This is a genomic window from Flavobacteriales bacterium, assembly GCA_026129465.1.
Taxonomy (GTDB): Bacteria; Bacteroidota; Bacteroidia; order Flavobacteriales_F; family PHOS-HE28; genus PHOS-HE28.
On record JAHCIA010000001.1, the window covers coordinates 2,614,879 to 2,640,703 of the forward strand.

General features: G+C 62.7%; 20 protein-coding genes. 4 read left to right on the plus strand and 16 right to left on the minus strand.

What is annotated here, in order from left to right; translation table 11 throughout:
• The 12 genes from atpH to KIT10_11235 all read right to left on the minus strand — a co-directional run bounded on the left by atpH (window position 1) and on the right by KIT10_11235 (window position 15,264).
• Complete coding sequence (gene atpH, locus KIT10_11180) at window positions 1-564, minus strand: ATP synthase F1 subunit delta (protein ID MCW5899819.1); 564 nt, start codon at window positions 562-564, stop codon at window positions 1-3.
• The gene (gene atpF / locus KIT10_11185; GenBank protein MCW5899820.1) at window positions 561-1,070 is read right to left on the minus strand and encodes a F0F1 ATP synthase subunit B; all 510 of its coding nucleotides are present in this window, start codon (window positions 1,068-1,070) and stop codon (window positions 561-563) included. Before atpF ends, atpH begins: the two co-directional genes overlap by 4 nt.
• Before the next feature lie 48 nt (window positions 1,071-1,118).
• A complete protein-coding gene (gene atpE / locus KIT10_11190) occupies window positions 1,119-1,391 on the minus strand; it encodes an ATP synthase F0 subunit C (GenBank protein MCW5899821.1) in 273 nt (90 codons plus the stop codon).
• A gap of 29 nt (window positions 1,392-1,420) precedes the next feature.
• On the minus strand, window positions 1,421-2,434 hold the full coding sequence (gene atpB, locus KIT10_11195; protein ID MCW5899822.1) for a F0F1 ATP synthase subunit A: 1,014 nt from the start codon (window positions 2,432-2,434) through the stop codon (window positions 1,421-1,423).
• Window positions 2,435-2,543: 109 nt separating this feature from the next.
• A complete protein-coding gene (locus KIT10_11200; GenBank protein MCW5899823.1) occupies window positions 2,544-2,780 on the minus strand; it encodes an AtpZ/AtpI family protein in 237 nt (78 codons plus the stop codon).
• Window positions 2,777-3,169, minus strand: coding sequence for a hypothetical protein (locus KIT10_11205; GenBank protein ID MCW5899824.1), 393 nt, complete (start codon window positions 3,167-3,169; stop codon window positions 2,777-2,779). The genes KIT10_11200 and KIT10_11205 overlap by 4 nt, the downstream gene beginning before the upstream one ends.
• Window positions 3,170-3,194: 25 nt before the next feature.
• A complete protein-coding gene (locus KIT10_11210; GenBank protein MCW5899825.1) occupies window positions 3,195-3,647 on the minus strand; it encodes a polymer-forming cytoskeletal protein in 453 nt (150 codons plus the stop codon).
• An 81-nt stretch (window positions 3,648-3,728) separates the two neighbouring features.
• Window positions 3,729-6,281: a VCBS repeat-containing protein gene (locus tag KIT10_11215; protein ID MCW5899826.1), complete on the minus strand. Its 2,553-nt coding sequence runs from the start codon at window positions 6,279-6,281 to the stop codon at window positions 3,729-3,731.
• 165 nt (window positions 6,282-6,446) lie between these two features.
• Entirely contained in the window at window positions 6,447-9,068 is a 2,622-nt protein-coding gene (locus tag KIT10_11220; GenBank protein MCW5899827.1) for a hypothetical protein, read from the minus strand.
• Window positions 9,069-9,238: 170 nt separating this feature from the next.
• Window positions 9,239-10,762, minus strand: a complete 1,524-nt coding sequence (locus KIT10_11225) for a T9SS type A sorting domain-containing protein (protein MCW5899828.1) — start codon at window positions 10,760-10,762, stop codon at window positions 9,239-9,241.
• Between the two features lie 78 nt (window positions 10,763-10,840).
• Window positions 10,841-13,936, minus strand: a complete 3,096-nt coding sequence (locus tag KIT10_11230; GenBank protein ID MCW5899829.1) for a T9SS type A sorting domain-containing protein — start codon at window positions 13,934-13,936, stop codon at window positions 10,841-10,843.
• On the minus strand, window positions 13,936-15,264 hold the full coding sequence (locus KIT10_11235; GenBank protein MCW5899830.1) for a SprB repeat-containing protein: 1,329 nt from the start codon (window positions 15,262-15,264) through the stop codon (window positions 13,936-13,938). Before KIT10_11235 ends, KIT10_11230 begins: the two co-directional genes overlap by 1 nt.
• A 409-nt stretch (window positions 15,265-15,673) precedes the next feature.
• On the opposite strand from KIT10_11235, the gene KIT10_11240 reads away from it, so the two are divergent.
• The 4 genes from KIT10_11240 to KIT10_11255 all read left to right on the plus strand — a co-directional run bounded on the left by KIT10_11240 (window position 15,674) and on the right by KIT10_11255 (window position 18,857).
• Window positions 15,674-16,573, plus strand: coding sequence for a M23 family metallopeptidase (locus KIT10_11240; protein MCW5899831.1), 900 nt, complete (start codon window positions 15,674-15,676; stop codon window positions 16,571-16,573).
• A 167-nt stretch (window positions 16,574-16,740) separates the two neighbouring features.
• Window positions 16,741-18,225, plus strand: coding sequence for a GH3 auxin-responsive promoter family protein (locus KIT10_11245; protein ID MCW5899832.1), 1,485 nt, complete (start codon window positions 16,741-16,743; stop codon window positions 18,223-18,225).
• Window positions 18,226-18,264: 39 nt separating this feature from the next.
• On the plus strand, window positions 18,265-18,495 hold the full coding sequence (locus tag KIT10_11250) for a DUF433 domain-containing protein (protein ID MCW5899833.1): 231 nt from the start codon (window positions 18,265-18,267) through the stop codon (window positions 18,493-18,495).
• Complete coding sequence (locus KIT10_11255; protein ID MCW5899834.1) at window positions 18,492-18,857, plus strand: DUF5615 family PIN-like protein; 366 nt, start codon at window positions 18,492-18,494, stop codon at window positions 18,855-18,857. Before KIT10_11250 ends, KIT10_11255 begins: the two co-directional genes overlap by 4 nt.
• 85 nt (window positions 18,858-18,942) lie before the next feature.
• Here the strand turns inward: KIT10_11255 and KIT10_11260 are convergent, their stop codons facing one another.
• From KIT10_11260 to KIT10_11275, 4 genes are all read right to left on the minus strand, one after another.
• Complete coding sequence (locus KIT10_11260; protein ID MCW5899835.1) at window positions 18,943-19,770, minus strand: copper resistance protein NlpE N-terminal domain-containing protein; 828 nt, start codon at window positions 19,768-19,770, stop codon at window positions 18,943-18,945.
• Window positions 19,771-19,826: 56 nt separating this feature from the next.
• The gene (locus KIT10_11265) at window positions 19,827-19,988 is read right to left on the minus strand and encodes a hypothetical protein (GenBank protein MCW5899836.1); all 162 of its coding nucleotides are present in this window, start codon (window positions 19,986-19,988) and stop codon (window positions 19,827-19,829) included.
• A 163-nt stretch (window positions 19,989-20,151) separates the two neighbouring features.
• Complete coding sequence (locus KIT10_11270) at window positions 20,152-23,406, minus strand: glycosyl hydrolase (GenBank protein ID MCW5899837.1); 3,255 nt, start codon at window positions 23,404-23,406, stop codon at window positions 20,152-20,154.
• Between the two features lie 303 nt (window positions 23,407-23,709).
• Window positions 23,710-25,515: an META domain-containing protein gene (locus tag KIT10_11275; protein MCW5899838.1), complete on the minus strand. Its 1,806-nt coding sequence runs from the start codon at window positions 25,513-25,515 to the stop codon at window positions 23,710-23,712.
• Window positions 25,516-25,825 lie beyond the last annotated feature (310 nt).

Sequence of the window (25,825 nt, forward strand, 5' to 3'; positions counted from 1 at the left end):
TTAGATAGCGGGGATGTATGGGTTCTTGGAGAATTCGCGGCGCAGATCGGCGAGGCGGCGGCTCACGGTGCCGTCGTACTGCTCATCGCCGATGCGGATGCTCAGACCACCGATCAGGGTGGGATCGACCTTCTCCTGCAGGTCGATCGTCTTGCCCGGGTGTTGCTTCTTGGCCAGGCCGATCACCTGGGCACGGGTGTCGGCGTTCAGTGCAACGGCGCTGGACACCACGGCGGTGACGATGTTCTGGTCCATCTTGAAAAGTTCGGTGAAAGCGGAGGCCACATCGGCCAGCAGCGCCTCCCGGCCCTTGCGCACCAGGATCCCCATGTAGGAGCGGGTGATCGCGCCCACCTTGTCACCGAAGATGCCGTCGAGGATCCGTCCTTTCGCATCGGACTTCACCACCGGGCTTTTCAGGATCACCACCAAGTCGCGGTTCCCGGCACAGGTGTCGGCCACCAGGCGCATGTCCGCCTGCATCGCCTCCAACTGGCCCTGCTCCCGGGCCATGTCCATCAGCGAGCGGGCGTAGCGATATGCGACCGGTGCCAGGTTCCTCATGACTTGCGCAACTCGGCTTCGGTCATCACCTTGTCCACGAGCGACTGTTGTGCGGCGCGGTCGGCCAGCTTCTCCTTCAGGACCACCTCGGCCACCTGGATGCTGAGCTCGGCCAACTGGTTCTTCATCTCCACGATGGCCGCCTTCTTCTCGTTCTGGATGTCGGAGCGGGCGCGAGCCAGCATGGCGTCGGCCTCGGCCTTGGCGCGCTCCTTGGCCTGGGCGATCTCCTTGTCGCGGATGTCGCGGGCCTCCTTCAGCAGCACCTCACGTTCTTCACGTGCCCCCCGCTCCAGGTCGGCGTGGCGGGCGTTCATGGCGGCGATCTCCTCGCGCGCCTTTTTCGCCTCGTTCAACGCGTCGGCGATGGAGGCCTCACGCTCCTTCAGTCCATGGAGGATGGGCTTCCAGGCGAATTTGGCCAGGATGAAGAGCACTGCCAGGAAGGACAGCGTCATCCAGAAGATGAGCCCGAAGGAGGGCTCCACGAGACTCGCGAGCAGCATGGGCGTGATGGTTCAGGGTTGTACGGGGACGCTTGCCGAGCGCCAGGATCACATGGCGGCCGCGGCGGGCTCCACGTAGTCCTTCAGCACCACCAGCAGACCCACCACCATGGCGAAGAAGGCGGCACCTTCGACCAGCGCGGCGGTGAGGATCATGTTGGCGCGCAGGTCGTTCATGGCTTCCGGCTGGCGGGCCATGGCTTGAACGGCGTCGCCACCGATGCGGCCGATGCCAACACCGGCACCAAGGGCGGCCAAGCCGGCGCCGAGGGCGGCGATACCGTAACCCATGCCGAGGTCGAGAAGAACAGTGAGGAACATGTTTGCGTGGTTTTAGAGGATGTGCGTTGTCAGTGGTGGTGTGGTTCCTCCACGGCGGCACCGATGTACATGGCGCTCAGGAAGGTGAACACGTAGGCTTGGATGAAGGCCACGAGCAGCTCCAGCATGCTCATGAAGATGGTGAAGGCCAGCGAGCCGATGGCCACGCCATAGCCCGCTCCAGTGCTGGTCTCGCCGAAAACGAAGATCAGACTGAAGAAGCTCAGCACGATGATGTGCCCCGCGGTGATGTTCGCGAAGAGACGGATCATCAGCACGAAGGGCTTGAGGAACATGCCCAGGATCTCCACCGGGGTGAGGATCGCGAGCACCCAGCCGGGCACACCGGGCATGGCGAAGATGTGGTGCCAGTAGTGCTTGTTGCCGCTGAAGCTCACGATCAGGAAGGTGATCATGGCCAGCACGAGCGTGACGGCGATGTTGCCGGTGAGGTTGGCACCACCGGGGAAGAAGGGCACCAGGCCCATGAGGTTGTTGAGGAAGATGAAGAAGAAGGCCGTGAGGAGATAGGGCATGTAGCGCTCGAAGCGCGGGCCGATGGCGCTCCTGGCCACATCGTCACGCACGAACAGGATGATGGGTTCCACCAGGTTCTGCAGCCCCTTGGGCGCCTGCCCGGCGCGGCGGGTGTAGGCCTTGGCCACGCTGATGAAGATCCACAGCAGCAGGGCCAGGCTGATGAACATGCTCAGCACGTTCTTGGTGATGCTGATGTCCCAGATGTTCGCCGTGGCGGCCTCGTCCGTGTGGCCTGCCGCATCCACGGCCACCACCTGGCCATCGTGCAGCATGTAGCCGTTGTAGGCCGCATGGCCATGATCGAAGCGTGCGCTGCTGAACACCTGCAGCCCGCGCTCGGTATCGAAGAGGATCACCGGCAGGGGAAGCGTGGTGTGCCCCCAAAGATGCCAGCCATGCTCATCCCCGATGTGGTCCATGATGAGCTTGCCGGCGTTGAACTTGCCATCATCCTGACCGCCACCGGCCATCGCGGGGCACATTCCCGCCAGGGTCATCAACATCAGGAAAGCTGCGCGTACCAAGGCTTTGCGGCGTTTTCTGCAGGAAGGGCACCCCCCTCATTGCGGCCGCAAAGGTAGACATACCGGGCAATTGCCCAAGGCGTACGGATCACCGTCTTCCAGTCTCTTTGAACAGGTACAGCATGGCGCTGGCCACGCCGAGCAGGCTGAGCACGATGGTGAAGACCGGCATCTTCCAGTCGACCTTCCCATCCAGCCATTGCCCTAGCAGGGTGAAGGCGAGGATGATACCGGCCATGACAAGGCCCAGGTGCAGATACCGCAGGTAGCCCTCATACCCTTGCCGGGTGCGGCGCAGGCGGTCGCTGCCCTCGTTGTTGGTCATGGCTTGGGTGCTTTTCGCACGGCGGACATGAGCAGCAGGGAGCTGAACACGAGAAAGGCCAGGTATAACGAGGCGAAGAGCAGGCCGGTCGTGAAGAAGCCATCCGATGGTGCGCGGATGAGGATGGGAATGAGCAGGGCGATGGAGACCACCAGCTTGATGACCAAGGCGGCCATGTAGCGCCTGATGAAGCCCTTGGGGTCGGTAGAAAGTCCCTGTTCCTGCCAGTGGTGCAACACGGCGGTGATCACCAGGAAGTAGGCGAGGATCGCGAAATGCACGGGGTCGGCCCCACCACCCTGGAATAGCGCCAGGAACCAGATGGCCAAGGCGCAGCATGCGCCGAAGAGAAGCAGAGGCAAGAGGAAGGACCAGCCTTGCTGGGCCATGGCCAGGATGCGAATGGAAGCCGGGTCAGCGCGCGGCCTGGTTGGGCTGCTCGCTGCGAACGGGTTCCGCCGGGCGTGCGGGGGACATTTCCTTCACCACGCCACCACCCATGGAGCAATTGCCGGTAAATACCGCGCCCGGTTCGATCGCCAGCTTCTTGGTGTTGATGTCGCCCTGCAGCTTGGCGGTGGCCTTCAGGCTGAGCAGGTCCTGGCAATTGATCTTGCCGATCACCATGCCTTCGATGTCCGAACTGTGGCAGATCACCTCGCCCTCGATGGTGCCGGTCTGGCCCACGATCACCCGGCCCTTGGCGTTCACCAGTCCCTTCACCCGGCCGTCGATCCGGATGTTGCTGTCACTGCGGATCTCCCCTTCTATGGAGGTGCCCTCCATGATGCTGTTGATCTTCCCTGAGCTGATGGGTTCTGCGGGCTTGTTCATGGCAGGTGTCGCGGGTTTGTCGCTTCGGAACATGGTCCGTGGCTTTGTGGGTGAACAGGTCGTGGCAAAGATAGACCCACGGGGATCATATCCTACTGGCGGTCAAGACCATGACTAAAGCCCGTCGGGCAGGATGACCAAAGGCGTCATCCAAACGCCGGGTCCTGAGGCGATACGGAGCAGGTAACGCCCGCCCCGGAAAGCACCCAACGGCACAGGCTCCGAGCAGGGGTGGTCATCCCTGGCGAACACCACCCGGCCGGCACCGTCCATGATCAGGATGTCCATACGATCCTGGTCGGAGCCACAGCGGATGCGCACTTCGTCCCGGGTCGGATTGGGCAACACACCTGGCCGCCAGACCGGAGCTTCCTCCATGCCGATGGTGGAGGCGATCTCAAATGGGAAGGTCGCCATGCACTGGTTGGCATCCGTCACATCCACGTGGTACATGCCCGGGGCAAGCCCACTGATGTAGGGTGTGTTCTCTTCTCCGGTGCTCCAGATCCATTGATATGGGGGAGTACCTCCGTTGGGGGCGATCCCCGCCGCGCCGTCGTTGCCGGCCGAGGGGGTCGCCGAGATGGTGGCTCCCAGCGCCTGGGGTTGATCGATGTTGTAGGGTTCGCTGAACAGACATCCGTTCGCGTCGCTGAGCAGCAGCGTGTAGGATCCGGCCGGGGCCGCTTGTGGATCGGGCACCCCCCAGTCGTAGTCGTAAGGTGGTGTTCCGCCGAAGGGCATGGCCGCCACCGTGCCCGAGGCTTCACCGTGGCAAAGGGCGTCCGAGGTGGATACGAATGCGAACAAGGGCTGCGGTTCGTTGAGGAACACCCCGCCGAAAACCGCACAACCGAAAGCATCCTCGCCACTGAACGAATAGGCCCCCATTTCCAGGCCGGTGAGTTGGGTACCTGTGGCGCCATTGTTCCACAGTATGGCAAGTGGCGGACCGGTGGAAAGCTCCACGGCTATGGCGCCGTCAGAGTAGCCGAAGCAGGAAGGACCACCGGAGGTGATCAGCACCTGTGTGGCCGGTGCGGCATCCACCTGCAGGGGCGGCGAAACGAGTTGCAGGCCAAAGGAGGTGGTGACCATCACCTGGTAGCTGCCCGGCTGGTCCACCAGGATGGTCTGGCTCGACGCACCGGTGTTCCAGAGGTAATTGGCGAAGCCCGGACCAGCATCCAACTCCAAAGTGCCCCCTGCGCAGAGGAATGGCAGCGCGGCGTTGTAGCCGATCTCCACGGCGGTGGGTCCCTGGTTGGCCCCTTCGATGAACAGCAGCCGTTGGTCCACGGGCAGGTTGTAGTACACATCGCGCGTGCCGCTGTTCCAATCCAAGATCAGCGAATCGACAAGGGTGTGCTGCCCCAGTCCGAACATCAGCCGCTGCGTGTTCTGGTTCATCAGGTCCGATCCGCAAAGCGAGTACCGCACAAAACGTTGCCCGCCGGCATAGCACTTCACCCAGGTGCCCACACCATCGCGGTTGGCGATCACCCCCTGCAGTGCCACGGTGAACCAGTGGTTCTCTCCGGGGGTGTTCCGGTAGAGCTTGACCGGGTGCGGCGCCCGGTTGCTGGTGATGAAGTCCGGCCAGCCGTCCCGGTCCAGGTCGCCCAGGGCACAGACGTAGGTTTCTGTGAGATCGCCTCCAAGGCCCACTTCGGGGTTGATGGCCGAGAAGCCCGAGCCTTGATGATTGCGGTATAACTGGTTGCCGATCGGCGGCAGTATCGGGCTGGTGACGCTGACGAAGAGGTCCTCCCAGCCGTCGTTGTCCTGGTCCAGCCAAAGGCAGCCCCATCCCACCTGGACAAGATTGACCCCCAGCGGCTGGGCCATATCGGTGAAGGTGCCGTTGCTGTTGTTCACCATGAGGGCGTGGCCTTCGGGCGGGTCGGCAGTGATGAACACGTCCAGGTCGCCGTCCAGATCGAAATCGCCCACTGTTCCGGTCATGGCGTCGATCATGAGGTCCATGCCGGAAGCTTCGGAGACGTTGGTGAAGGTGCCGTCGCCGTTGTTGCGGAACAGTTCGTTGCGGTGGAAGACCCGGTCGATCACCAGGAAGAGGTCTTCCCAGCCATCGTTGTCATAATCCAGGAAGACCGGTTGGAATATGGGCGCCGAACCGATGAGCACACCGGCCTCCGCCGTCACCTCCGTGAAGGTGCCGTCGCAGTTGCTGCGGTAGAGCATGCCCCGGTATTCCAGCCCCGGCGTGTTGTTGGTGTAGAACTTCGAGATGTATAGGTCCAGGCAACCGTCGTGGTCGTAGTCGCCGAAGGCCGCGCCTTTGTACTGGTAGTTTCCCTGCTCCAGACCGGCCATGGCGGCCACGTTGGTGAACTGCCAGTTCCCGTCGTTGCGCCAGAGTTGGATGGGCCTGTTCCACTTCAGGATCAGCAGGTCCGCGTCGCCGTCGTTGTCATGGTCGGCCCAGAGCAACATGGTGATCTCCCCTGGCGGCTCGTTCGTGATATGGAAGGGCGCCGCTTGGAACTGCCCGCCCGTGTTGATAAGGAACTTGGGGTCCGCCAGGCCCATGCTGATGGACAGGTCGTCCCATCCATCGCGGTCGATGTCGTGGAAGCTCAGCCCCTTCCCGATCTCTGACCCGGGCAGCACGATGGTGGTGCCCAGCAGGCTTGAAACATCCATGAATTGTGCACAGGTCCTCCCGGCCGCAAGACCCATCGCCAACAGCAGCGCGGTGGCAATTCGCATGAAAAACCGGCAGGGCGATAGGGGTGCCCTGCATGAAAGACGTGGCTTGGCGGCCGGGTTGCCTTGTGGCACAAGGCCTGGCATGGCCCCCTCAGCCGGTCATTTCCCGCCCAGATAATTGCTGGCGAAAAAGGCGGAATAGGCGTCCACGTCCTTGTGCTTGTACAACTGGGAGTAGTTGCCCGGACTGATGGCGAAGGCGGGGAAGCCCATGTCGTTGATGCCGCGCAGGATGTCCCGGTTGCCTTTGTACAGGTTGTAGAACTCCATCGCCTTGGCCTTGGTGTCGAAGAAGCTCACCAGCACCACCTGGGTCTCGGGGTCCAGGAAATTGTTGGTGATCTCGATCCCCGCCTGGCGGAAGAAGGTGCTGTTGAAATCGGCGAGTTTGTTCTTGATGGCCACCATGTCGTTGCCGGCGTTGGGCACGATGATGGCGAAATAGTGCTTGCCCTGCTCCGGCTTGTAGTTGCCACCGGCCTTTTTGGGCGCGGGCATGCTCACCCCCTGGTCCAGTATGGCCAGCAGGTTCTCGGCGGCTGTGGCCTCGTCGGTGCCGGGGAACAAGGCCTTGATCTCGGCCAACGCCAGGCGGAAGCCCTCCGCATCCCGCATCCCGCCGATGGCCATGGCGCGCAGCATGTAGTACTTCACGCGGTAGTGGTTGTGCGGTTCGCCCTCGATCACACGCACACATTCCGCGATCACCTTGCCGTAGGCGTACTCGCGGTAGTCCTGGTAGGAGGCCTTGTAGGCGGCTTCCTCGGCCACGCGGCGGGCCTCATCGGCCTGCAGGATGTTGGGGTCGCGCACCAGGCGGGCGAATTCGGAATCCGGGTAGCGGTCCAGGATGATGTTGGCGAAGAGTTGCGAGCCGGAACCGTCGGGCGAGAAGTAGTTGGCGGCCTGCTCCTTCTCCAGGTAGATGCGGTAGAGCTGGTAGTAGCTCTCGGGCGTATAGCGGCAGTAGTCGAAGCGGTTGTAGAGCATCTCGAAGCTTTCGATCGCGTTGTCCACGTCCTTCAGCTGCTCCTTGTAGATCATGCCGCTGGCGTACATCGAAGCGCAGATGCGCTCGTTGGAGGCGGAGAGGGCCTCCTCATCGCGGGGCAGGTCCTTGGTGTAGAAGGCGGGGTCGCGCCAGGCCTCCTGGCCCTTGTCGGCGCCTTTCCCGCCGTCCGCCAACTCCTCGGGGTCTTCCTTGCGGTCGGCCATGGCGCTGCCACTCCGGTCCTTGCGGCGCCAGTCATCCTCCAGCTTGCGGTTGCCCCAGGTCTTGCGGAACTGGCTGGCGCCCCGGCCGATCTGCTGCGGGTCGTAGAAGTACCACACGCCGCGGCCCGTGCCGCCGCCGGCCGGTGGTGCCGCCCGGCCCGCCGGGGTGTCCTGGGGGCGTTCGCGGGCTTCGGCCTCCAGCCTTTCCTTCTCCTCCTCGGCGCGCTCGCGCTCGCGGATCATCACGCGGATGCGCTTCTCCAACTCCTTCTCATCCAAGGCGGCCAGGGCCTGCAAGCTGTCTTCCAACGCGATGATGGCCAGGTGCTCCACCAATTCGCCCAACACTTCGGCGCGGGTGTCCACCTCGCGGAAGCGCGGGTGCTGCTCATCCATCAGCGTGCGCGTGCTGTCGTAGTACACCTGCGCGCTGGCGTAGATGCGGTCGTCGAAGTAGAGGTCGGCCAGCTTCAGCCAGGTCTTGGCTTTCTGCTTGGTGTCCGTGGTGCTCACGCGGGCGCTGGTCTCCAAGTGTTCGATGGCGCCCGGTTTGTTCCGCTCCTTCAGGTCCAGGTCGGCCAGCGCGTAGTGGATCATGTCGTAGTGGTCCACGTGCTTCTCGTCGCGCAGCATCTTGTGCAGCTTCTGCCGCAGCAGTTTGCTGTTGCCCCGGCTGAAGGCGAAGGCCTGGAAGATCTGCGCGTGGAAGGCCAGCTCGTAGGGCGGGCTCATGCGTGTGACGGCGGCGTACTGGCGGATGGCCTTTTCCTCATCGCCTTTCTGCTCATAGAGTTGGGCCAGGATGAAGGACCAGCGCACACGCTCCCGTTTGCGCCGCGCGTTGGGGATCGCCGCCTCCAGGTTCATGATCGCGTCCTCCAGCTTGTTGCGCTTCAGGTCCAGGTCCGCCTGCACCGCCGCCAGTTCGCCGTGGTCGAAGCGCTTGGGCAGCTTCTTCTCGGCCTTCACCTTGTCCAGCGCGCTCTGGGCCTTGGCGTACTGCTCCAGCTGGATGGCCGTGCGCGCCTGCCAGACCTGGCTTTCCCATTGGCGGTTCTCGCCCTTGTAGCGCCGCGCCACGAAGCCGAACACGCGGTCCGCCTCGTAGTAGTTCTTCTTGTAGAACTGGCTCTTGCCGATGACGAACCAGGCATCGTCGATCCAGGTGTTCCGCTCGTCCCCGCCGATGTCCATGCTGTGCCGCTCGATCACCAGCGAGCATTTCTCGATGCACTTCTCCAGGTCGGGGATGGCGCTCTTGGCCTGCTCGTCCGTGCCGTAGATGAAGAGCGGCAGCACGTGGTCGAAGTCGTCCACGTAGGCGTCCTCCATGGAGGCCACCACTTCGTTGAGCTTCTCGTTGGCGTTGAACCAGCCGTTGTCGCGGGCCGTGAGCCGGTGGAAGGTGCGGTTCAGGAAGGCGTCCTTCTGCTGGGAACAGCCCGTGCCCACCAACACCAGGGCGAGGAGCGCCCAAGGAGGGAGGATAAAGGGCCGGCGGGACATGGCTACGGGTGGCGGTGTGGATAACCGCGAACGGGCGAAGTTATTTCATCGGACCGGCACAGGGGCAAGGCGGGGAGGGGCTATCACTTCTCAACACCCGGTGCATCAAGGGGGATGTCACGGAACAGGGGGGCAGGCGTGCGGAGGTTGGGCCCCCATCCTTCCCAGCCCTACTCCACCACCACCCGTTCATGCCTCACCCCCTCCGGGTCTGTTACCCGCAGCACATAGGTGCCCCTACCGAAGCGCGTTAGATCGATCTCTTCCAAGTTGGTGCCCGCAGGTAGGGGGCGCTGGTAGAGCAAGCGGCCGGTGGCATCGTACACGCTGTAGAAGCTGTCCTTCAGCAAGGGGTCTTGCACCTCCAGGGTGAAGCGGCCGCGGGTGGGGTTGGGGCGCACGAATATGGGGCGGCGGGTCGCCATGGTGGAAGGAAAACCCGTAGTGAACGAGCAGCCATCATAGGTGGTAAAAATGCTCGAATCCAAAATGCTGTCCGTGAAGTCCATCGGATCGGCCGTGGCAACCCCGCTGATGATGTTCAGTATTACCGTGCTGTCCACTGGGAACAGATCCATCACCTCTATGGATGGCACTCGCTCCCAACACTCGAAGTGGCCAAGTGAATCGGCTTTGTAGATGTACATCAGCCCGCTTTGGTTACCAGGCATGCTACCATAAATTATTCCACTTATCATGTAGCCCCCATCGGAACTGGCCTGTAGATCTTGGGCCAAGTAGGTATAGTTGTGCCGACCCACGGACCGGGTCCAGAGGGTATCGCCGTTCAGGTCCGTTTTCATCAGGTAGGGCCTGAACCAATCATGCTGGGCCGGTGGTCCCAGGGTGGCGAGCACGGCGTACTGGCCGTCCAAGGTGCGCCTGATCACCGCATCGCGGCGGGTGTACCAGAGGTTGGTGGTGCTTCTGTAGCCCTTGCACCAGAGCACATCGCCCTCGCCATTGAGCTTCATCATAAAGAGCTTCGGGTTGTATCCCGGCGGCAGCGGTGTGAAGATCGGGTCCGTGGTACCGGTGCTATCGGTATAGCCCACCAGCACGAAGGAGCCATCCGGTTCGATGAGGGCATCGCTCACTACCCCCCGTGGCCGTATGTAGCTCCTGCTCCAGAGCACCTCCCCAGCGGCGTTCATGCGGGCCACCACCACACCGGCCGTTTGCCTGTTGATGCCGGCCAACAGATCGCCGTTCGGAAACTCCTTGAAGAAGCTGAAGGCACCTGCATCCATGAGGCGTTTGGACCATACTGGCTCCAACGAACCATCCACACGCAACGCGAAAGGACCATAATCCCTCCCCCATACGATCGCACCGCTATCCGCAGTGGGCAGCAATCCTTTGGTTAGGCCACCGCAAACGCCAGAATTCAGCGCATACTGCTTCATGCTGGTGACCGCCCCCAGCGTGTCCATGAGTCCGATGACCGGCTCCATATATGCGCCAGACCCGAAAGAGCAAGGAGCAGTCCACGTTGATGAGGCACACAGGACACGATCTCCACCCACGTACCTCATGTTCTGCGAAGAGAATACCACATTGGTCTGGAAATAGGTGCTGGAATTGAGGATGTATCCATTCCCATCGATGACATGCGCGGACCCCATATTGATCAAGCTGTTGCCGCTGGGCAGCTCGTTGAGTTCGAACCCAAAACTGGGACCAGCTTGGTACATGCGCATGAAGGTGGTTTGGGCGTTGGCTGTGAACGCAACGAAACAACACGACCCGAATAGCATCCGGCGTTCCATGGCTCAGTAGATGATGAGTTGTTTGGCCTTGGCCCGCTGGCCATCCGATGCACGCACCCAATAAGCGCCCTGTGATAGGTGCAAATGTGGGAACTGCACGAAGGCGCCCGTTACGCTCGCATACCGTGCGACCAGCCGTCCTGTGAGGTCCATGATGGCGATATCCTTGGCACCATCATCCGGGAAGCGGAGAGTGAATTCGCCCCGCGTGGGGTTGGGGTGGATCAGGAAATCCCAACTGGTGCCGATGGGCAAATCCTCTGGCTCATCGGCCTGCATCAGGCTCTTCACAAAGGGCAGCGGGGTGATGATGAAGGCGTAGTCCGACCGCAGCGTATCCAGGAAGTTGTTGAAGATGCCTCCGAAGTGACCGGTGAGGTCCAGCTCGATCGCGCCGCTGATGGAGGTGGCCACCTCGCCGTCCGGCGGATGCACGGTGCTGTTGAGGCGTGTGGGGAACCAGCTGATGTGATAGGTGCCCGGCTCGAAACCGGAGAGCCATGTGGTGCTGCCCTCGCCCCCAGCGGGTGGAGTGCATTCGAAGAAGCGCTGCCGTCCGCTGTGCAGGTAGTAGTTGTTGTAGAGTGACGCGTTCCTGTTCTGCACCCAGCCGATGGCCACATTGGCCAGGTCGTAAGGAGGAACCTTGTTCTGTAAATAGTAAACATCGAGCCCGCTGAAATCCTCATTCCGGCGCACCCGGAAGTCCTGTCCGAAGAAGTCGTAGGCCAGCCAGCTCGGGTGGTTGAGCAGGTCGGCCAGGGGCTTGAAGTGATGATGGGTCCGTTTGTTCACGACATGATAGTCCGCATTGCTCACCCACAAATGGTTGGGTTGTCCCAACTCATTCGTGAACAGCGATGAGAATGGGTTCTGAGGATCCGGTGGCGGCGTTTCCAACGCATCGGGCCACCAGAACACGCGCTCCCAATGCCAGGTGGTGCCAGCGGCGAACTTGCCGCTGAAGGCGGAAGACCAAAGCTCGGTATGGAAGGCGATGTCATAGTTGTGGAAATACTTGAGAAGGTCGTGGTGCTTCCCACTGTAGTTGAAACTGGTGTAGTGCTGGCTTTCACCATGGTTTATCGGCTTGCGGGCGGCTTGCGGAGCATTGGGCTGGGGATAGTTGCTCCAGAATCGCTCAGCATGCTCTGTCATATGTCGGATGAATTGGCTGGCTGCCCATTCTGTGGTTTGCTCCGTCATGAAAGCACCCTTATGCACATCAATCAGGTCAATTTTGGGATTCGTAAAAGGCAGATAGTGCGGTACATTCAAATTTCCATTATGGGTCGCATCCCTGGCGTCAGTATAGCTGATCATGAACAGCTTCTTCCCTTCACCAAGAGGAGATGAAACCGGGTCTTGGAAGTTCGCCTCACCCCTGGTGTAGTCCGCGATGTCCGAGAGCCATTGATCGAGCACCAGCGGTAAACCATCATCCCTCAACCACTGTCCACGATTCTCCCGGCAGATGTCACGATGCGCTATAGCAGTATCGTCCACTTGGCTACAGTCGGAAACGCCATCTCCGCTTCCCAATGAATCGTTCGGCAACTCTCTGTACGATAACATTTGATCGATCTCATTGAATGGTTCTATGATAGGTAAGTTCACTGACCAACCCCATCTGCTCATGATGTACTTGTAGCGGCGCATCCAGTAATAGAAGATCGTGCCTGCTCCCTTGTTGGCAGGGTCCCCATCCTCATAGAAGAACTCTCGCATGTTATAAGCGTTGAGTGGAGGATTCTGGCGGTTCTTATCCAAGAAGTGTAGCTTGTAAGGGTGTGCGCCCCAGCCCATCTTCTCATATGCTATGACCGGTGGATAGGGATCTATGCACAACTGCAGGTAGATGTTATGCGTGCGTGCTTGATCGAGCATTCCATCGAATGCCCAGCACTGGTTCTGGCAGTTGCCAAGAAGTCCATTGATCCATCCCCTGTCACAATCTTGCTGTGGATCGGTGGATTCGGAGAGTGCACATAGGACCGGGACCTTGAAGTGATCATAAACACCGAGGTTGACGTATTCGGGTGAGAAGATCTTGTCCATGAGGAACATCCTCATGAAGTTCCCGCCGACATCACCGAGCAACTCCATCGTCTTCAACATTTCTTCATGATCTCGCCTCCGATAGGTACTGCCATATCCAGCTGCATTCCTCCGCCAATCGGCCATATTCACCCCCAAACCGAAGAACGGCTCGCCATTCTCAAATTTGAGAACCCGACGGTTGACCTCATGCACGCTTAGGTGTCCCTTGTTGTCAGGTAGCGGAGCGTCACAGTGGAAGCTGTAGCCCGTATGGTAGAGGTCGGGCAGAGGCTGGTCGGGAGGGGTGCGTGTATGTGGGGCTTTGATGGACAAGGAAAACTGCCAGGGCCCTTGCTCGTCCGGCGCGAAACGAAAGCGGATGTGGTACGGAAACATGGGGCTCGCCGAGTCCGTGACCAGGAACGCCGTGTTCCCTGTGCCATTCCATTTCGCCTCCTTCATGTAGAAACCCCATTTCATGCGAAGCTGGCCGCCTGGCCCATGAAGGGTCCAGACCAACTGCAAGGAATCGTCCGCATAGGGGTTGAGATCATACAGGTGCTGGACATGGCCAGGGGTGGCGGCACTATCAGGGCCGCCTGAGTAGTAGTGGGTGAAGAAGCTGTCTACTGCGGCTTGGTATGCCTGCGGCAACCGCAATCCCACCTCGAACTTCTCCCATTTCGGCACGTGCACGATGTTGTCCACCAAGGCCCCTTGCGGGTCCGGGGCGATAATGATCAGGTCCGCAGGCTGACCAAGGCTTTCGTCGATATAGGCCCTGAAGCGGCCTCCGGTGGCGAAGCCGCCCGCGTGGAAACCCGGGGCAAGACGAACCCGTGAGCCGGAAACGAAATCGGCATCCGCCGTGCCTGTGATCAGGACCGGCAAGATGGGGGTGCCCGGTGCTATGATGTGCTGGGTGACCACGGCGAAATGGTGCGTGCCGCTGTTCCAAGATACATCCTGGATGGTGTGGTCCGGGTAGGGGGTCTGGGCCTTCGCTTTTGCCATGACCAGCAGCGCGGCGATGGCAGCCGTATATGCCAAGGCGCGCATCACTTGGACGTTTCAAGATCACCGATCCGCTGCTCCAATCCTTGGTACTTCTCTTCCAATTGCAGGATGTACAGCGCCTGCTGCTCGATGACCTCCAGCATGCGGCGCTGCAAGTCGCCAACCTCCACGCCTCCCTTGGCCTCCACTTCGACAGCCGACGGTATGCCCGGCAAATGCCGGTGCCGCTTCAAGAACGCCCTGAGATCCTTTATCGGCATCAAGTGGTAGTACTCCCCGAATACATGGTCCGGCCATTCACCCAGTTTCACCAGCACATCGCGCGTGGCGATACCATCCTCCACAAAGAGCCGGTAGCCATCCACCGCACCAGCCGGTGGGTTGGTGCCGATCCCCACCCGGCCTTCGCTGGTGATGACCATGCGTTGCTGGTTGTTGGTGCGGAAAGGCAGTGGAGCGTTGTTCACCGTGCCGATGAAGAAGATACCATTCGGGTTGTCGATGACATTCCCGCACGTGTACCAAGGGGCCACCGTGGTATCCCCGGCAGGCCAGCACCAAGGCTTGGTGAGGAAAGCGCGCAGCTCGCCGTCATCGTCCAGACCGAGGATCCCCGATGGCAGGCCCAGTTTGATACCCCCTCCTGCAAGCAGACGGACGAGTTCCGTTCCGTTGCTCTTCAGCACGAAGTCCGTGGGATCCGAGGTGCCCAGATAATCCACCTCCGGGTCCGTGCCCGCATTGCCGCCCTTGTCCCAATTGTTGTCGGCGGGTTCCGAGAGGAACAGCGCCCCGGGCTGGTTCTGGCAGCCATTGTGGTCCGTGACCACCAGTTGGTAGTTGCCCGCGCCGATGGCCGTGCGGTGCTGCGTGGTGACGGCATCCTGCCACAGGTAGATGTAGGGTGGCACGCCATACTGCACACTGGTCTGTATGCTGCCGTTGTAGCACTGGTGGCAACTGACGTTGTAGCCGTTGGGCCAGGTGTAGGGCGTCAAGCCCACAATGAGGGCCCTGGGCTGCGAGAGGGTGATCTCCGCATAGCGCGAGGTGCTGTCCGCATCCGTCACCGTTACGCGGTAGTAACCCGCTGCCAGGCCGCTGATGGCGGCGGTGGTGTCCTGGTTGGACCACAAATAGGAATAGGGCGCTGTTCCCCCGGTGACGATGGCCTCTATGCTACCATTGGTGCCCCCGAAACAACTGACGCCATAGCCGTTGTAGTTGCTGCGGACGAGCGTGATGTTGAGCGGTTGGGCGAAGGCGCTTTCAGCGCAAAGACCTGCGGCCGCGCAGGCGATCAGCAGGAAAGGGATCTTGCGGGGGGGGGATAAAAGCGCATGATCGATCGGATAGGGTGGAACGAACATAAAGCGTGAATTCGCCGAAAACAAATGATCGTGGATAATATGTATTTGACGGCGAACCGTCTGGCCTGATGAGCGCCCAGCGTATGCGTCCGGCAACCGTTTGTTTGGGTCAGAGCCATACATGGGGATGACTTTCCAACCTGCGGCCGAGTATCTCAAGGCAGGGTTCCGAAGACGGAGACTGCGGAGTTTGGGAAATGCATCCATAGCTGTCTCAGATGACGCGGAAAGTGCAAGCCCTGCACGGACCTTGGGGTGATCGCAGGACCCATCTGCGTCATCGGCGAGATCTGCGGACCCTCACCCTCTGAAGCGAAGCGAGGATCCGTCCGTTCGCTCCGTCCACTGATGAGCGGGAGAGGATCAAGTCCGCACGCCCGCCACGCCCGCCATTCCCCACCTTTGCGCCATGGCCCTCGAAGGCGGCACCCCGGTAGCGGACAAGCGTCCCCGCAAGCGCTCGCTGCGCCGTGCCCTCCGGAGCACCTACCGGCTGGTGCTGATCGACGACCGCACCTTCGCCGAGCGCTTCAGCATGCGCATGAACCGGCTGAACGTGCTGCTGCTGACCATCGCGGCGGTGCTGGCCTATGGGGCCGCCATCACAGCGCTGATCGTCTTCACCCCGCTGAAGAAGTACATCCCCGGCTACGCCGACCAGGACATCCGCAGCGCCGCCTTCCAAAGCGCCTTGAAGGCCGACTCGCTGGAAACGGAACTCGGCGTGCGGGACCTCTTCATCAACAACTTGCGGCATGTGCTCAGTGGTGAGCTGCCGGTGGACAGCGCCGCGCTGTTCCGGCCCGTGGAGCACAAGCCTGGCGAGGCCGACCTGGCGCCCGGCAAGGCAGACAGCCTGCTGCGCGCCCGCGTGGCCCGCGAAGAGGCCTATGCCTTGTCCGACGGCCGCCCCGCCGGTGATCGCCGCGACCTGGCCGGGGTGTTCTTCTTCCCGCCCATCCGCGGGGTGGTCACCAGCACCTTCGACCGCAGCGAGGGGCACTTTGGCATCGACATCGTAGCGCCCGCCGATGCCGCCGTGAAAGCCTGCCTGGACGGCACGGTGACGCTGGCGAGTTGGACCACCGACGGCGGGCACGTGCTGCAGGTGCAGCACCGCAACGACCTGGTGAGCGTGTACAAGCACAACAGCGTGCTGCTGCGCAAGGTGGGCGACCGGGTGCGCGGCGGCGAGGTCATCGCCATCGTGGGCAACAGCGGCGAACTCACCACTGGCCCGCATCTTCACTTCGAACTCTGGCAGGCCGGCGAGCCGATCGATCCACAGGCCTTCATGGTGTTCCAATGAAGTTGTGGCGTTGGAGGTTGAAGGTTGGGCCGCGCACGGGCCACGCTGGTTGAGAGCGACTCGTAGCGTCAACCACCCCTCTCCTCCGACCTTCAGCCCCTCAACTTGCCAACCCTGCCTGCGGCGGACAGGCTCCAACGGCTCAACTTGCCGACCTTCAACGCCCCGTGAGCCTCAAAAGCACCATCGCCAGACCCCTGGCCCGCTGGACCACCCGCGCGGTGCTGCGTCGTGCCATGGACCCGGTGGCGACGCAACTGGGTGTTCTGAGGAAGTTGGTGCGGCAGGGTGGCAGCACGGTCTTCGGCAAGGAGCACCAGCTGCATGAGGTGCATGACCACGCATCGTTGGTCCAAGCGGTTCCGCTGCGCGATTACGAGGGATTCCGTTCGTACATCGATCGAATCATCGCCGGAGAGCAGGATGTGTTGTGGCCTGGACGGCCGCTCTATTTGAGCAAGACCAGCGGCACCACCAGCGGGGCGAAGTACATCCCCATCACGCGGCACTCGCTGCCCAACCACATCGGCAGCGCGCGGCGGGCGCTGCTGGCCTACATCGCCCACAGCGGCCGTGCCGACTTCGTGGACGGCAAGATGATCTTCCTCCAGGGCAGCCCGGTGCTTGACAAGAAGGGCGTGATCCCCTTGGGGCGCCTCAGCGGCATCGTGGCCAACCACGTGCCCCGCTACCTGCTGAAGAACCGCCTGCCCAGCTTCGCCACCAACAGCATCCCCGACTGGGAGACGAAGGTGGAAGCGATCGTCACCGAAACGATGGGCGAGGACTTGCGGCTCATCAGCGGCATCCCCGCCTGGGTGCAGATGTACTTCGAGCGGTTGCTGGCACGCACCGGCAAGGCCACGGTGAAGGAGGTCTTCCCCAACTTCTCGCTCTTCGTGTACGGCGGGGTGAACTACGGGCCCTACCGCAGCCGCATGGAGGCGCTCATCGGCGGCCACGTGCCCAGCGTGGAGCTCTTTCCCGCCAGCGAGGGCTTCATCGCCTACCAGGACCGGGACAATGACGATGGGCTACTTCTGGTGCTGGACAATGGGATCTACTTCGGCTTCTTGCCCATGCAGGGCGATGATCGCCGCCCCCTGTCCATCGCCGAGGTGGAATTGAACACCCAGTACGCCCTGGTACTTTACACCAACGCCGGCCTGTGGGGCTACGAGATCGGCGACACCATCAAGTTCGTCTCGCTCTCTCCGCCACGCATCAAGGTCACCGGCCGCACCAAGCACTTCACCAGTGCGTTTGGGGAGCATGTGATCGCCGAGGAGGTGGAAGGGGCCTTGAAGGACGCCATGGCCCAAGTGCCTTGCGAAGTGGCCGAGTTCACCGTGGCACCACAGACCGCACCGGCCGAAAGCCTGCCGCACCACGAGTGGTTCATCGAATTCGCCGTGCCGCCATCGGATATGGCCCGCTTCGCCGCCGCGATCGATGGGTCATTGCAGCAACGCAACCCTTATTACCGCGACCTGATCACCGGCAAGGTGCTGCGTCCGCTGGTGATCACCCCTGTGCCGCGCGGAGGTTTCGCCGCCTGGATGAAGGGCCGCGGCATGAACGATGCGCAGAGCAAGGTGCCCAGGCTGGCGAACGATCGGCGGTATGTGGAGGGCTTGGGTGCTGCTGAATAGGCTTGGCGTGCAGCAAGCCGCGCATGTACCTTTGGGTTCATGGAAGTGGCGCCGCGCATCACGATCGAACCCGGCAAGATGGGAGGCCGCCCGTGCATCCGTGGCATGCGTATCACCGTGGGCACCATCATCGGCCTGCTTGCCTCCAAGCGCAGCCGGGAGGAGATCCTTGCGCTGTACCCCTACTTGGAGGACGAGGACATCACGGCAGCCCTGCACTACGTGACCCTACTGGCCAACGACCAGGACGTTCCCATCGAGCGGGCATGAAGCTCGTGGTGGATATGAGCTTGTCGCCTGCACTGGCGATGATGCTTACTTCCGGCGGTCATGATGCGGTCCATTGGAGTGCTGTGGGTCCGGCCAGTGCACCGGACGACGATATCATGGCGTGGGCCGCAGCGAACGATCGCATCATCATCACGCATGACCTCGACTTCGGTGATCTGCTCCACGCTTCCGGATCGACCAAGCCGAGCGTGATCATCGTTCGTGAGCATGACCCACACCCGGAGCGCATCACCGGATCTCTGCTCCTTGCCTTGGAGCGCTTCAATGCCGACTTGACCGCGGGTGCGCTGATCGCGATGACACGGAACATGGCTCGGGTTCGTTCGCTTCCCCTTGGATGAAGGTGCGGGGTATGAACGATGTGCAGAGCAAGGTGCCGCGCCTGGCGAACGACCGGCGGTACGTGGAGGGGCTGATGACCTGAGTTCACTCCCCGGCGGCGAACCGCATCAGCGGCGCCATGCGCGCCTTGTTCAACGACAACCGGCCATCCTCGCCGATGCTGTAGTTGTCCACCTGTGCGAGGGCCTTGAGGAAGGCGTCCTCCACGCTCATGTCGGGGCAGGCCATCATGGTGCTGCCCGCTTTGCTGAAGCGCAGACGACCGGCGGCCTCGTCCAGCTCGTAGCCCGCGAAGAAGCGGTTGCAGCCCGCATGGCCGAAGGCGCGCTTCTCCTGGGCATCGAACACGATGTGCGCCTGCTGGCGCGGCTCGGCCGGTGGCGGCACGGGCTTGCCCATCAGCTCCACCAGGTTCCAGTGGGTGCCTTCCAGCGCGGGCTTCACGGGCTCGGTGCTCATGCGGGCGGCCATCGCGGCCATCGGCATGGCCTTGCGCAGCACGTAGTTGTCGGCCAGCTCCCCGGTGATTGGATTGCCGCTCATGTCACGCTGGCGCAGGTGGTTCTCGCCCACTTGGTAGATGCTGGGGCCGTTCTCGATGCCCTGCAGCACGATGTGGTTCCCGTCCTCCTTCCAGTCGAAGGCGCCTTCCTTCACGAACAGCTCATCGCTCTTGCCGAGGTATTGCGTCTGCAGTACGTAGGTGCCATCGCTGTGGATGGTGAGCCGCGTGGCGATGCCTTCGCAGTCGGCGCAGGGCACCGTGCCGCTGTAGGTGCCGGCCCAGTCCAGGCTGGTGCGGCTGTTGTCCGCCGGGGTGGGATCCTCCGGGGCGGGTTCGGGAGCGGGGGCTTGCTGGCCGCCGCAGGCGGCGAGTATCGCGATCGCGGTGATCGGAAGCAATATGCGCATGGCCGGGAAGGGTTGGTGTCACGAATAAACACCAACCGCTCCCGGATCGTTCCGGCTCATCCGATGACCATCGCGTTCGGATAGCGCTGCTTCCAGAACTCCAGCGCCTTCATGTTGCTGAGGGTGATCACCGTGCGGTGGTCCAGCTTCACCTTGATGGCCTTCAGGCCCTGCTTGATGGGTTGGCTCAGGACGAGCGCTTTCTTCTTGCGTGGCATGGCGCGTTCGGTTTGGGCTTGCATCTGCCGAACGCTGTGCCGGGTCCTTGGGTTCGGCCTGAGGCCCTTGATGGGTGCGGACTTCGTGCACCGTTGGCCGGCCACGCCCCGCCGTCCCGCTGTGGCATCGTTTCCCCGATCGGTGTGGAACAGCAGCACCGCCTCACCGCCATTCCAACGCCGGCGCACCGATGGCCTTCAAGCGTTCCTCCAAGGCGGGTAGTCCCTGTATGAGACCGTTCATGCGTAGCTCCAGATCGCCCAGCATGCGCTCGGCAATGTCCGCGTTCGCCCTGTGGGTGGGCGTGGGCCCATAGCTGATGGACCATGCGCCGCTGGCGGCCCCCAGGCGATCGCCCGCCGAGAGCATCGCGTTCTTCTCACCCACCTGTGCGCGGGCTTTGCTGCCGTTCAACTCCAGGTCCAGTTCCTGCACGGTGCGGTGCAGCTTCAGCAGATCGTCCTGGAGGGCGGCATCGCTGCGGGTGGCACGCGTGTATGCGGTGCGCATCACCTCGCTGCGGGTGCTGGCCTCCTTCAGGCGTTGCTGCAGGGCTTCCTGCTTGCCGCGCAGGGCTTCCACGCGCTGCTGGTAGGCCACTGCGTCATCCGGTGTCGCACCGGGCAGGTGGCCCTTGCGCAGCGGTTCCACCCGCACAGGCACCGTGGCGCTCATCGCCGTGAAGGCACCGTTCTGCTGCTTGTACAATTGCGCGGTATAGGTGCCCGGCGCCACCAAAGGGCCGCGTGGTGAGCCGCCCATGTTGTCGCGTGTCACGGGCCGTGCCGCCGATGCGCGCAGGTCCCAGGTGACCCGCTGGAAACCCGCGCTGTTGGTGGCCTTCACGCGGTCCACCACCTTGCCCTGCGCATCGCTGATCACCAGCCACACGCCCGGTTCCAGTGCGCGTTCCTCGGCCTCCACCGCGTCCCAGCCGGGGAATGCCAGCGGCTTGCTCTCCTCTTTCAGCTTCTTCTCGGCCTCCTGCCGTTGCTTCCTCGGGCCGGTGTAAGCCTCCTTCAGGAAGTAGTTGAACGTGGCCCCGAATTCCGGATTGGCACCCACGTAGTAGTTGTCGCCCAGCATGCCCTTAGGGCCGTAGCCCAGCAGCTGGCGCGGGCTGTACCACGCGGCGGTGCGCGGCGCGAAGAGCGTGGCTTCGGCTTTCGGGGTGTCCTCGGTGTATTCGCGCAAGGCAGCGTAGTCGTCCAGGATATAGATGCCACGCCCGAAGGTGCCGAGCACCAGGTCGTTCGCTTTGCGCTGGATGGCGATGTCGCGCACGGCGATCGGGGGCAGCCCGCCCTTCAGCGCCTGCCATTCACGACCGCCATTGAAGCTCACATACACGCCGAACTCCGTGCCCAGGAAGAGCAGCCCGGGTTTCACATGGTCCTGCACCACGCGCCAGAGCAGGGTGCGCTCGGGCAAGCCTGAAGCGATGCTGGTCCACGTGCGGCCGCGGTCGGTGCTGCGGTAGATGTAGGGCTTGAAGTCGCCGTACTTGTGGTTGTCGAACACGGCGAACACGGTGTTGGCATCGTGGAGGTCGGCCTTGATGTCGTTGCAGAAGGCGGTGGCGGGCAGGCCCGGCAGACGACCCACTTCGATGCGTCGCCAGGTGCGGCCTTCGTCCTCGGTCACCTGCAGCAGGCCATCGTCGGTGCCGGCGTAGATCAGCCCCTGCACCACGGGCGAAACGCCCAGCGAGGTGATGCTGCTGTAGTCGCTCATGGCGTAGATGTCCCAGGGGTTGTCCCAGCCTTGCGTGGTGCCGAAGTAGGGCGTGCGGATGCGCTCGGTGTTGGTGGTGAGGTCGCCGCTGAGGGCCGTCCATGTATCGCCGCGGTCGGCGCTCTTCCACACGCGCTGGGTGCCGAAGTAGAGTGTGGCGGGGTCGTGCGGGCTCACCACGATCGGCGCGTCCCAGTTGCTGCGTTCGGTGGGTTCGCCTTCGGCGGGCTGCGGGCGGATGTAGGTGTTCTCGCCGGTCGTCCGGTCGTGGCGCACGATGTTGCCCTGCTGCCATTGCGCGTACACGATGTTCGGGTTGCCCGGCTCGGTGGCGGGCTGGTGGCCATCACCGCCCAGCACCACGTACCAGTCGTCGTTGCGGATGCCGTGGATGTTGTCCGTTCGCGAGGGACCGCCCTGCGTACAGTTGTCCTGTGTGCCGCCGTACACGTTGTAGAAGGGCTCGGCGTCGTCCACGGCGATCTTGTAGAACTGCGTCACGGGCAGGTTGGCGATGTACCGCCACGTTCTGGCGCGGTCGAAGCTTTCGTACAGGCCGCCGTCGGTGCCCACGAGCAGGTGGTCGGGATCATCGGCGCTGAAGGCGATGGCGTGGTCGTCCACGTGCTTCTGTTCCACGTTCACGCGGCGGAAGTTCTTGCCGCCGTCATCGGAGGTGAGCAGGTAGTTGCTCACCAGGTAGAGCCGGTCGAACTGGTGCGGGCAGGCGTAGAGCTCCTGGTAGTAGTGCGGACCAGTGCCGCCGCTGACGGCATCGCTCATCTTGGTCCAGCTCATGCCGCGGTCGCTGCTGCGGTACACGCCGCCTGTACGACGGTCCTCCTCGATGGCCGCGTAGACCACATCGGGCCGTTGCGGCGAAAGCGCCAGGCCGATCTTGCCCAGGTTTCCCGCAGGCAGGCCGCTGCTGAGTTTGGTCCAGGTCTCGCCGCCGTCGGAACTGCGGTGGATCGCGGAGCCCGGCCCGCCACCCATGTAGCCGGCCACGGTGCGGTGGCGCTGCCAGGTGGCGGCATAGAGCAGGTTGGGTTCGCGCGGATCGATCAGCAGGTCGGTGGCACCCACCCATTCGGCATCGCCCAGGGTGCGCCGCCAGGTCTTGCCGCCATCGGTGGTCTTGTACACGCCGCGCTCGCCACCCTTGCTCCACAGGGGGCCTTGCGCGGCCACCCAAACGGTGTTGGGGTCGGCGGGGTGCACGATGATCTTCGAGAGGTGCTCGCTGTTCTTCAGGCCCAGGTTCGTCCAGCTCTTGCCGCCGTCCATGCTGCGGTAGATGCCGTCACCGTAGGCTACGTGCCGGCCTCCCACGTTCTCGCCGGTGCCCACCCACAGCACTTCGGGGTTCTGCGGGTCGAGGGTGATGCAGCCGATGGAGTAGCTGGTCTGCCCGTCGAAGATGGGCGTCCACGTAGTGCCGGCGTTCTCGGTTTTCCATACGCCACCGGAGCCCACGGCCACGTACCAGGTGCTGGCTTTCTGCGGATGGATGGCGATGTCGGCGATGCGCCCGGACATGAAGGCCGGTCCGATGGAGCGGAACTTCAGGCCGCTGAAGTGATCGGTCTTGGGCGCTTCTGGTTTGGCCTTGCTGCGGTTGGCCTGTGCGTGCAGGGCGATGGGCGCAATGGCGATGAGGAAGGAGAGCAGAAGATGTTTCATGGGTTGCTGTGAACGCGTTGAAGATCGACATTGTGCGGGAAGAACGACGGCAACGCGGATGGTGAAGGCACTCACCCTGCGGGCTCGTGAAATACGTTCAGCCGCAGATGACGCGGATGACGCAGATGCCAGCTTGCCGCACTCGCCCTGCGGGCTCGTGAAATACATTCAGCCGCAGATGACGTGGAAGGGTGCGATGGGTATCATTCAGCACCGATACCGCGCGCTCATCGGAACGACGGCATTCATCTGCGCCATCTGCGTCATCTGCGGCTCGCATTTCTGCTCTGCGGCTTGCCGCGATCACTCCACCCGCCGGAACACCAGGTCGGTGCCATCCGGGTGCGAGAGCACCAACTCGTTGCCGCGGAACGCATAGCGCAACCAGCCGAGTGACATGGCCTTCATCATCTCCTGCTCCACCTCGCCAGCGTGTTCGTGGCACAGCACCTTGGTCTGTGCCAAAGGCCCGAAACGCAGGGTCTTGTCATGGACCTCGAAAGGCCCCCTGAGGCTGTTGCAGCCGGTGCCGCCCAGCAAGTGCCCTTCCGCTGCGAAGAACTCCAGACGCGCCCCTTCGCGCAGTTCGCCGGGACGCACCGGCAATTCGCCCACGCGCACCAGCATCCACACATCGTGCAGGCGCGCCGGTGGCAGGTACTGGCCGCAGCCGTTCACGTGCTGCTTCATCTTGTTGTCCATGGCATCGATGCGCACAGTGTAGGGGAAGGCATCGCCACTCATGCTGTCCGTGCAGGGCTGCTCCTGGATGGTGACGCGCAGTTCGCCGCGCTCGGTCTTGGCCTGGTACAGCACCACGTTGGCATCGGCAGCGCGGGCGGGCTGCACCGGCGGCGTGAACCAACCCTGCGCATCGCCCAGCATGCGGAAGCCCATGGCGCCTTCGTGGTTGATCTGCAGCATCCACTCCGCTTCGTGGCCCGTGCCGTGGAAGTGGATGCCGTCGGTGATCAGTCGCTGGCGGTGCGTGATCCGTGGGTCCTGTGCGGGCGGAGCTTCGGTGTAGTGCGGATCCGGCGTCCACCGCTCCAGCAGGTAGAGGTAGGGGTCCAGCATGTGGTTCACGAAGGGCGTCTCCTTGTGCTGCGGGAAGCGCGCGAGGTAGCCGCTGTCGGGCAGCAGCGCCACGATGGCCCCGGTGCGCACGTAGAGGTTGCTCTCCACGTAGGCGGGCGTCTCCAGCTCGGGCAGTTCGCGGCGCACGAAGTTGCCGGCCGAGGTGCCCAGGAAGCGCGTGTAGTTGCGTTGGGCCTTGCGCGTGGGCTTGTCCAGTTTGTTGTATACGTACCGCCCTGCCACGCGCTGCTTCAAGGGCAACTGCCCCATGGCCTTCTTCGCATCGCTGAAGGGGTTCACCACATTGAAGTCGTCCACCGTCTGGAGGCTCATGGGCACTTCGGGCACCCAGTCCAGCGCGTTCACCGTGTTGAAGGCCCAGCCGCGCGTATGGTATTCATAGTGGTGTGCGAAGGCGGTGTTGCCCGGCTTGGGTGCGGCGCTGGCGTAGGTCTTGAAGCGGATGTCGGCCGGGAGTCGACCTTCGCGCTGCAACTGCCGCACATGCGCGGTGAGCAGGTAGCTCAGCGCGCCGCCCTGGCTATGCCCGGCGATGAGGATGTCGCGGGTGCCAGCGGCGTACAGCGAATCGATCTTGGGCATGATGTCGCGTTGCAGGAAGGCCATGCCCACGGTCCAGCCCACGTGCACGGCCGCGCGCGGGTCGTCAGCCAGGTGGTACCGGAAGATGCTGCCGTTCTCCAGGCGGATCTCACCCTGGGCGGGGATCATCGCCGCATAGCCGTTCTCCAGCCAGCTCACCAGCTCGGCCGTGGTGCCGCGCAGGGCGATCACCGCAGTGCCGCGGTCATCGGTATGCAGTTCCCACATGTTCTTCAGCCCCATCACCGGCGAGCGGTACACGCGGCGGAAACGCTCGCTGGGCGCGATGGTCATGCCCGTCATGGGGCTGTCCACGAAGCTCATGTTCACGCGCAGCAGCTCCATGGCTTCGTCGCGGTCGTAGCCGGGTTGGAGCTGGGCGTGGAGGGTGAAGGGGAGGAGGAGCGCAAGAAGTATGGCTGGGCGCATGTGGAGGGCTTGGCGCACAAAGGAACAAGCCGCAGAGTGTCAGGTTCGTGCCTTGCGGTCCGGAAGGCACCGGGTTGCGGCCGCTCGGGTATCCGCGATCGATGCCTGGGTCAGTTGTGACGCCCCCCCCCCGCCGATGCTGGTACAGGGTCCGTGTCGCTATGGGTGACCTGCGCCCGGAATTGGGGCGAGCCGAGCGCCGCGGGATCCTTTCCACAGATTAGCTTCGGTCCCTGGAATGTGGGATCCTTGCGCTCATGTTATTCCAGATAGGAGCACAGCCCATGCACGAGCCGGCCAGGTGTTCCAA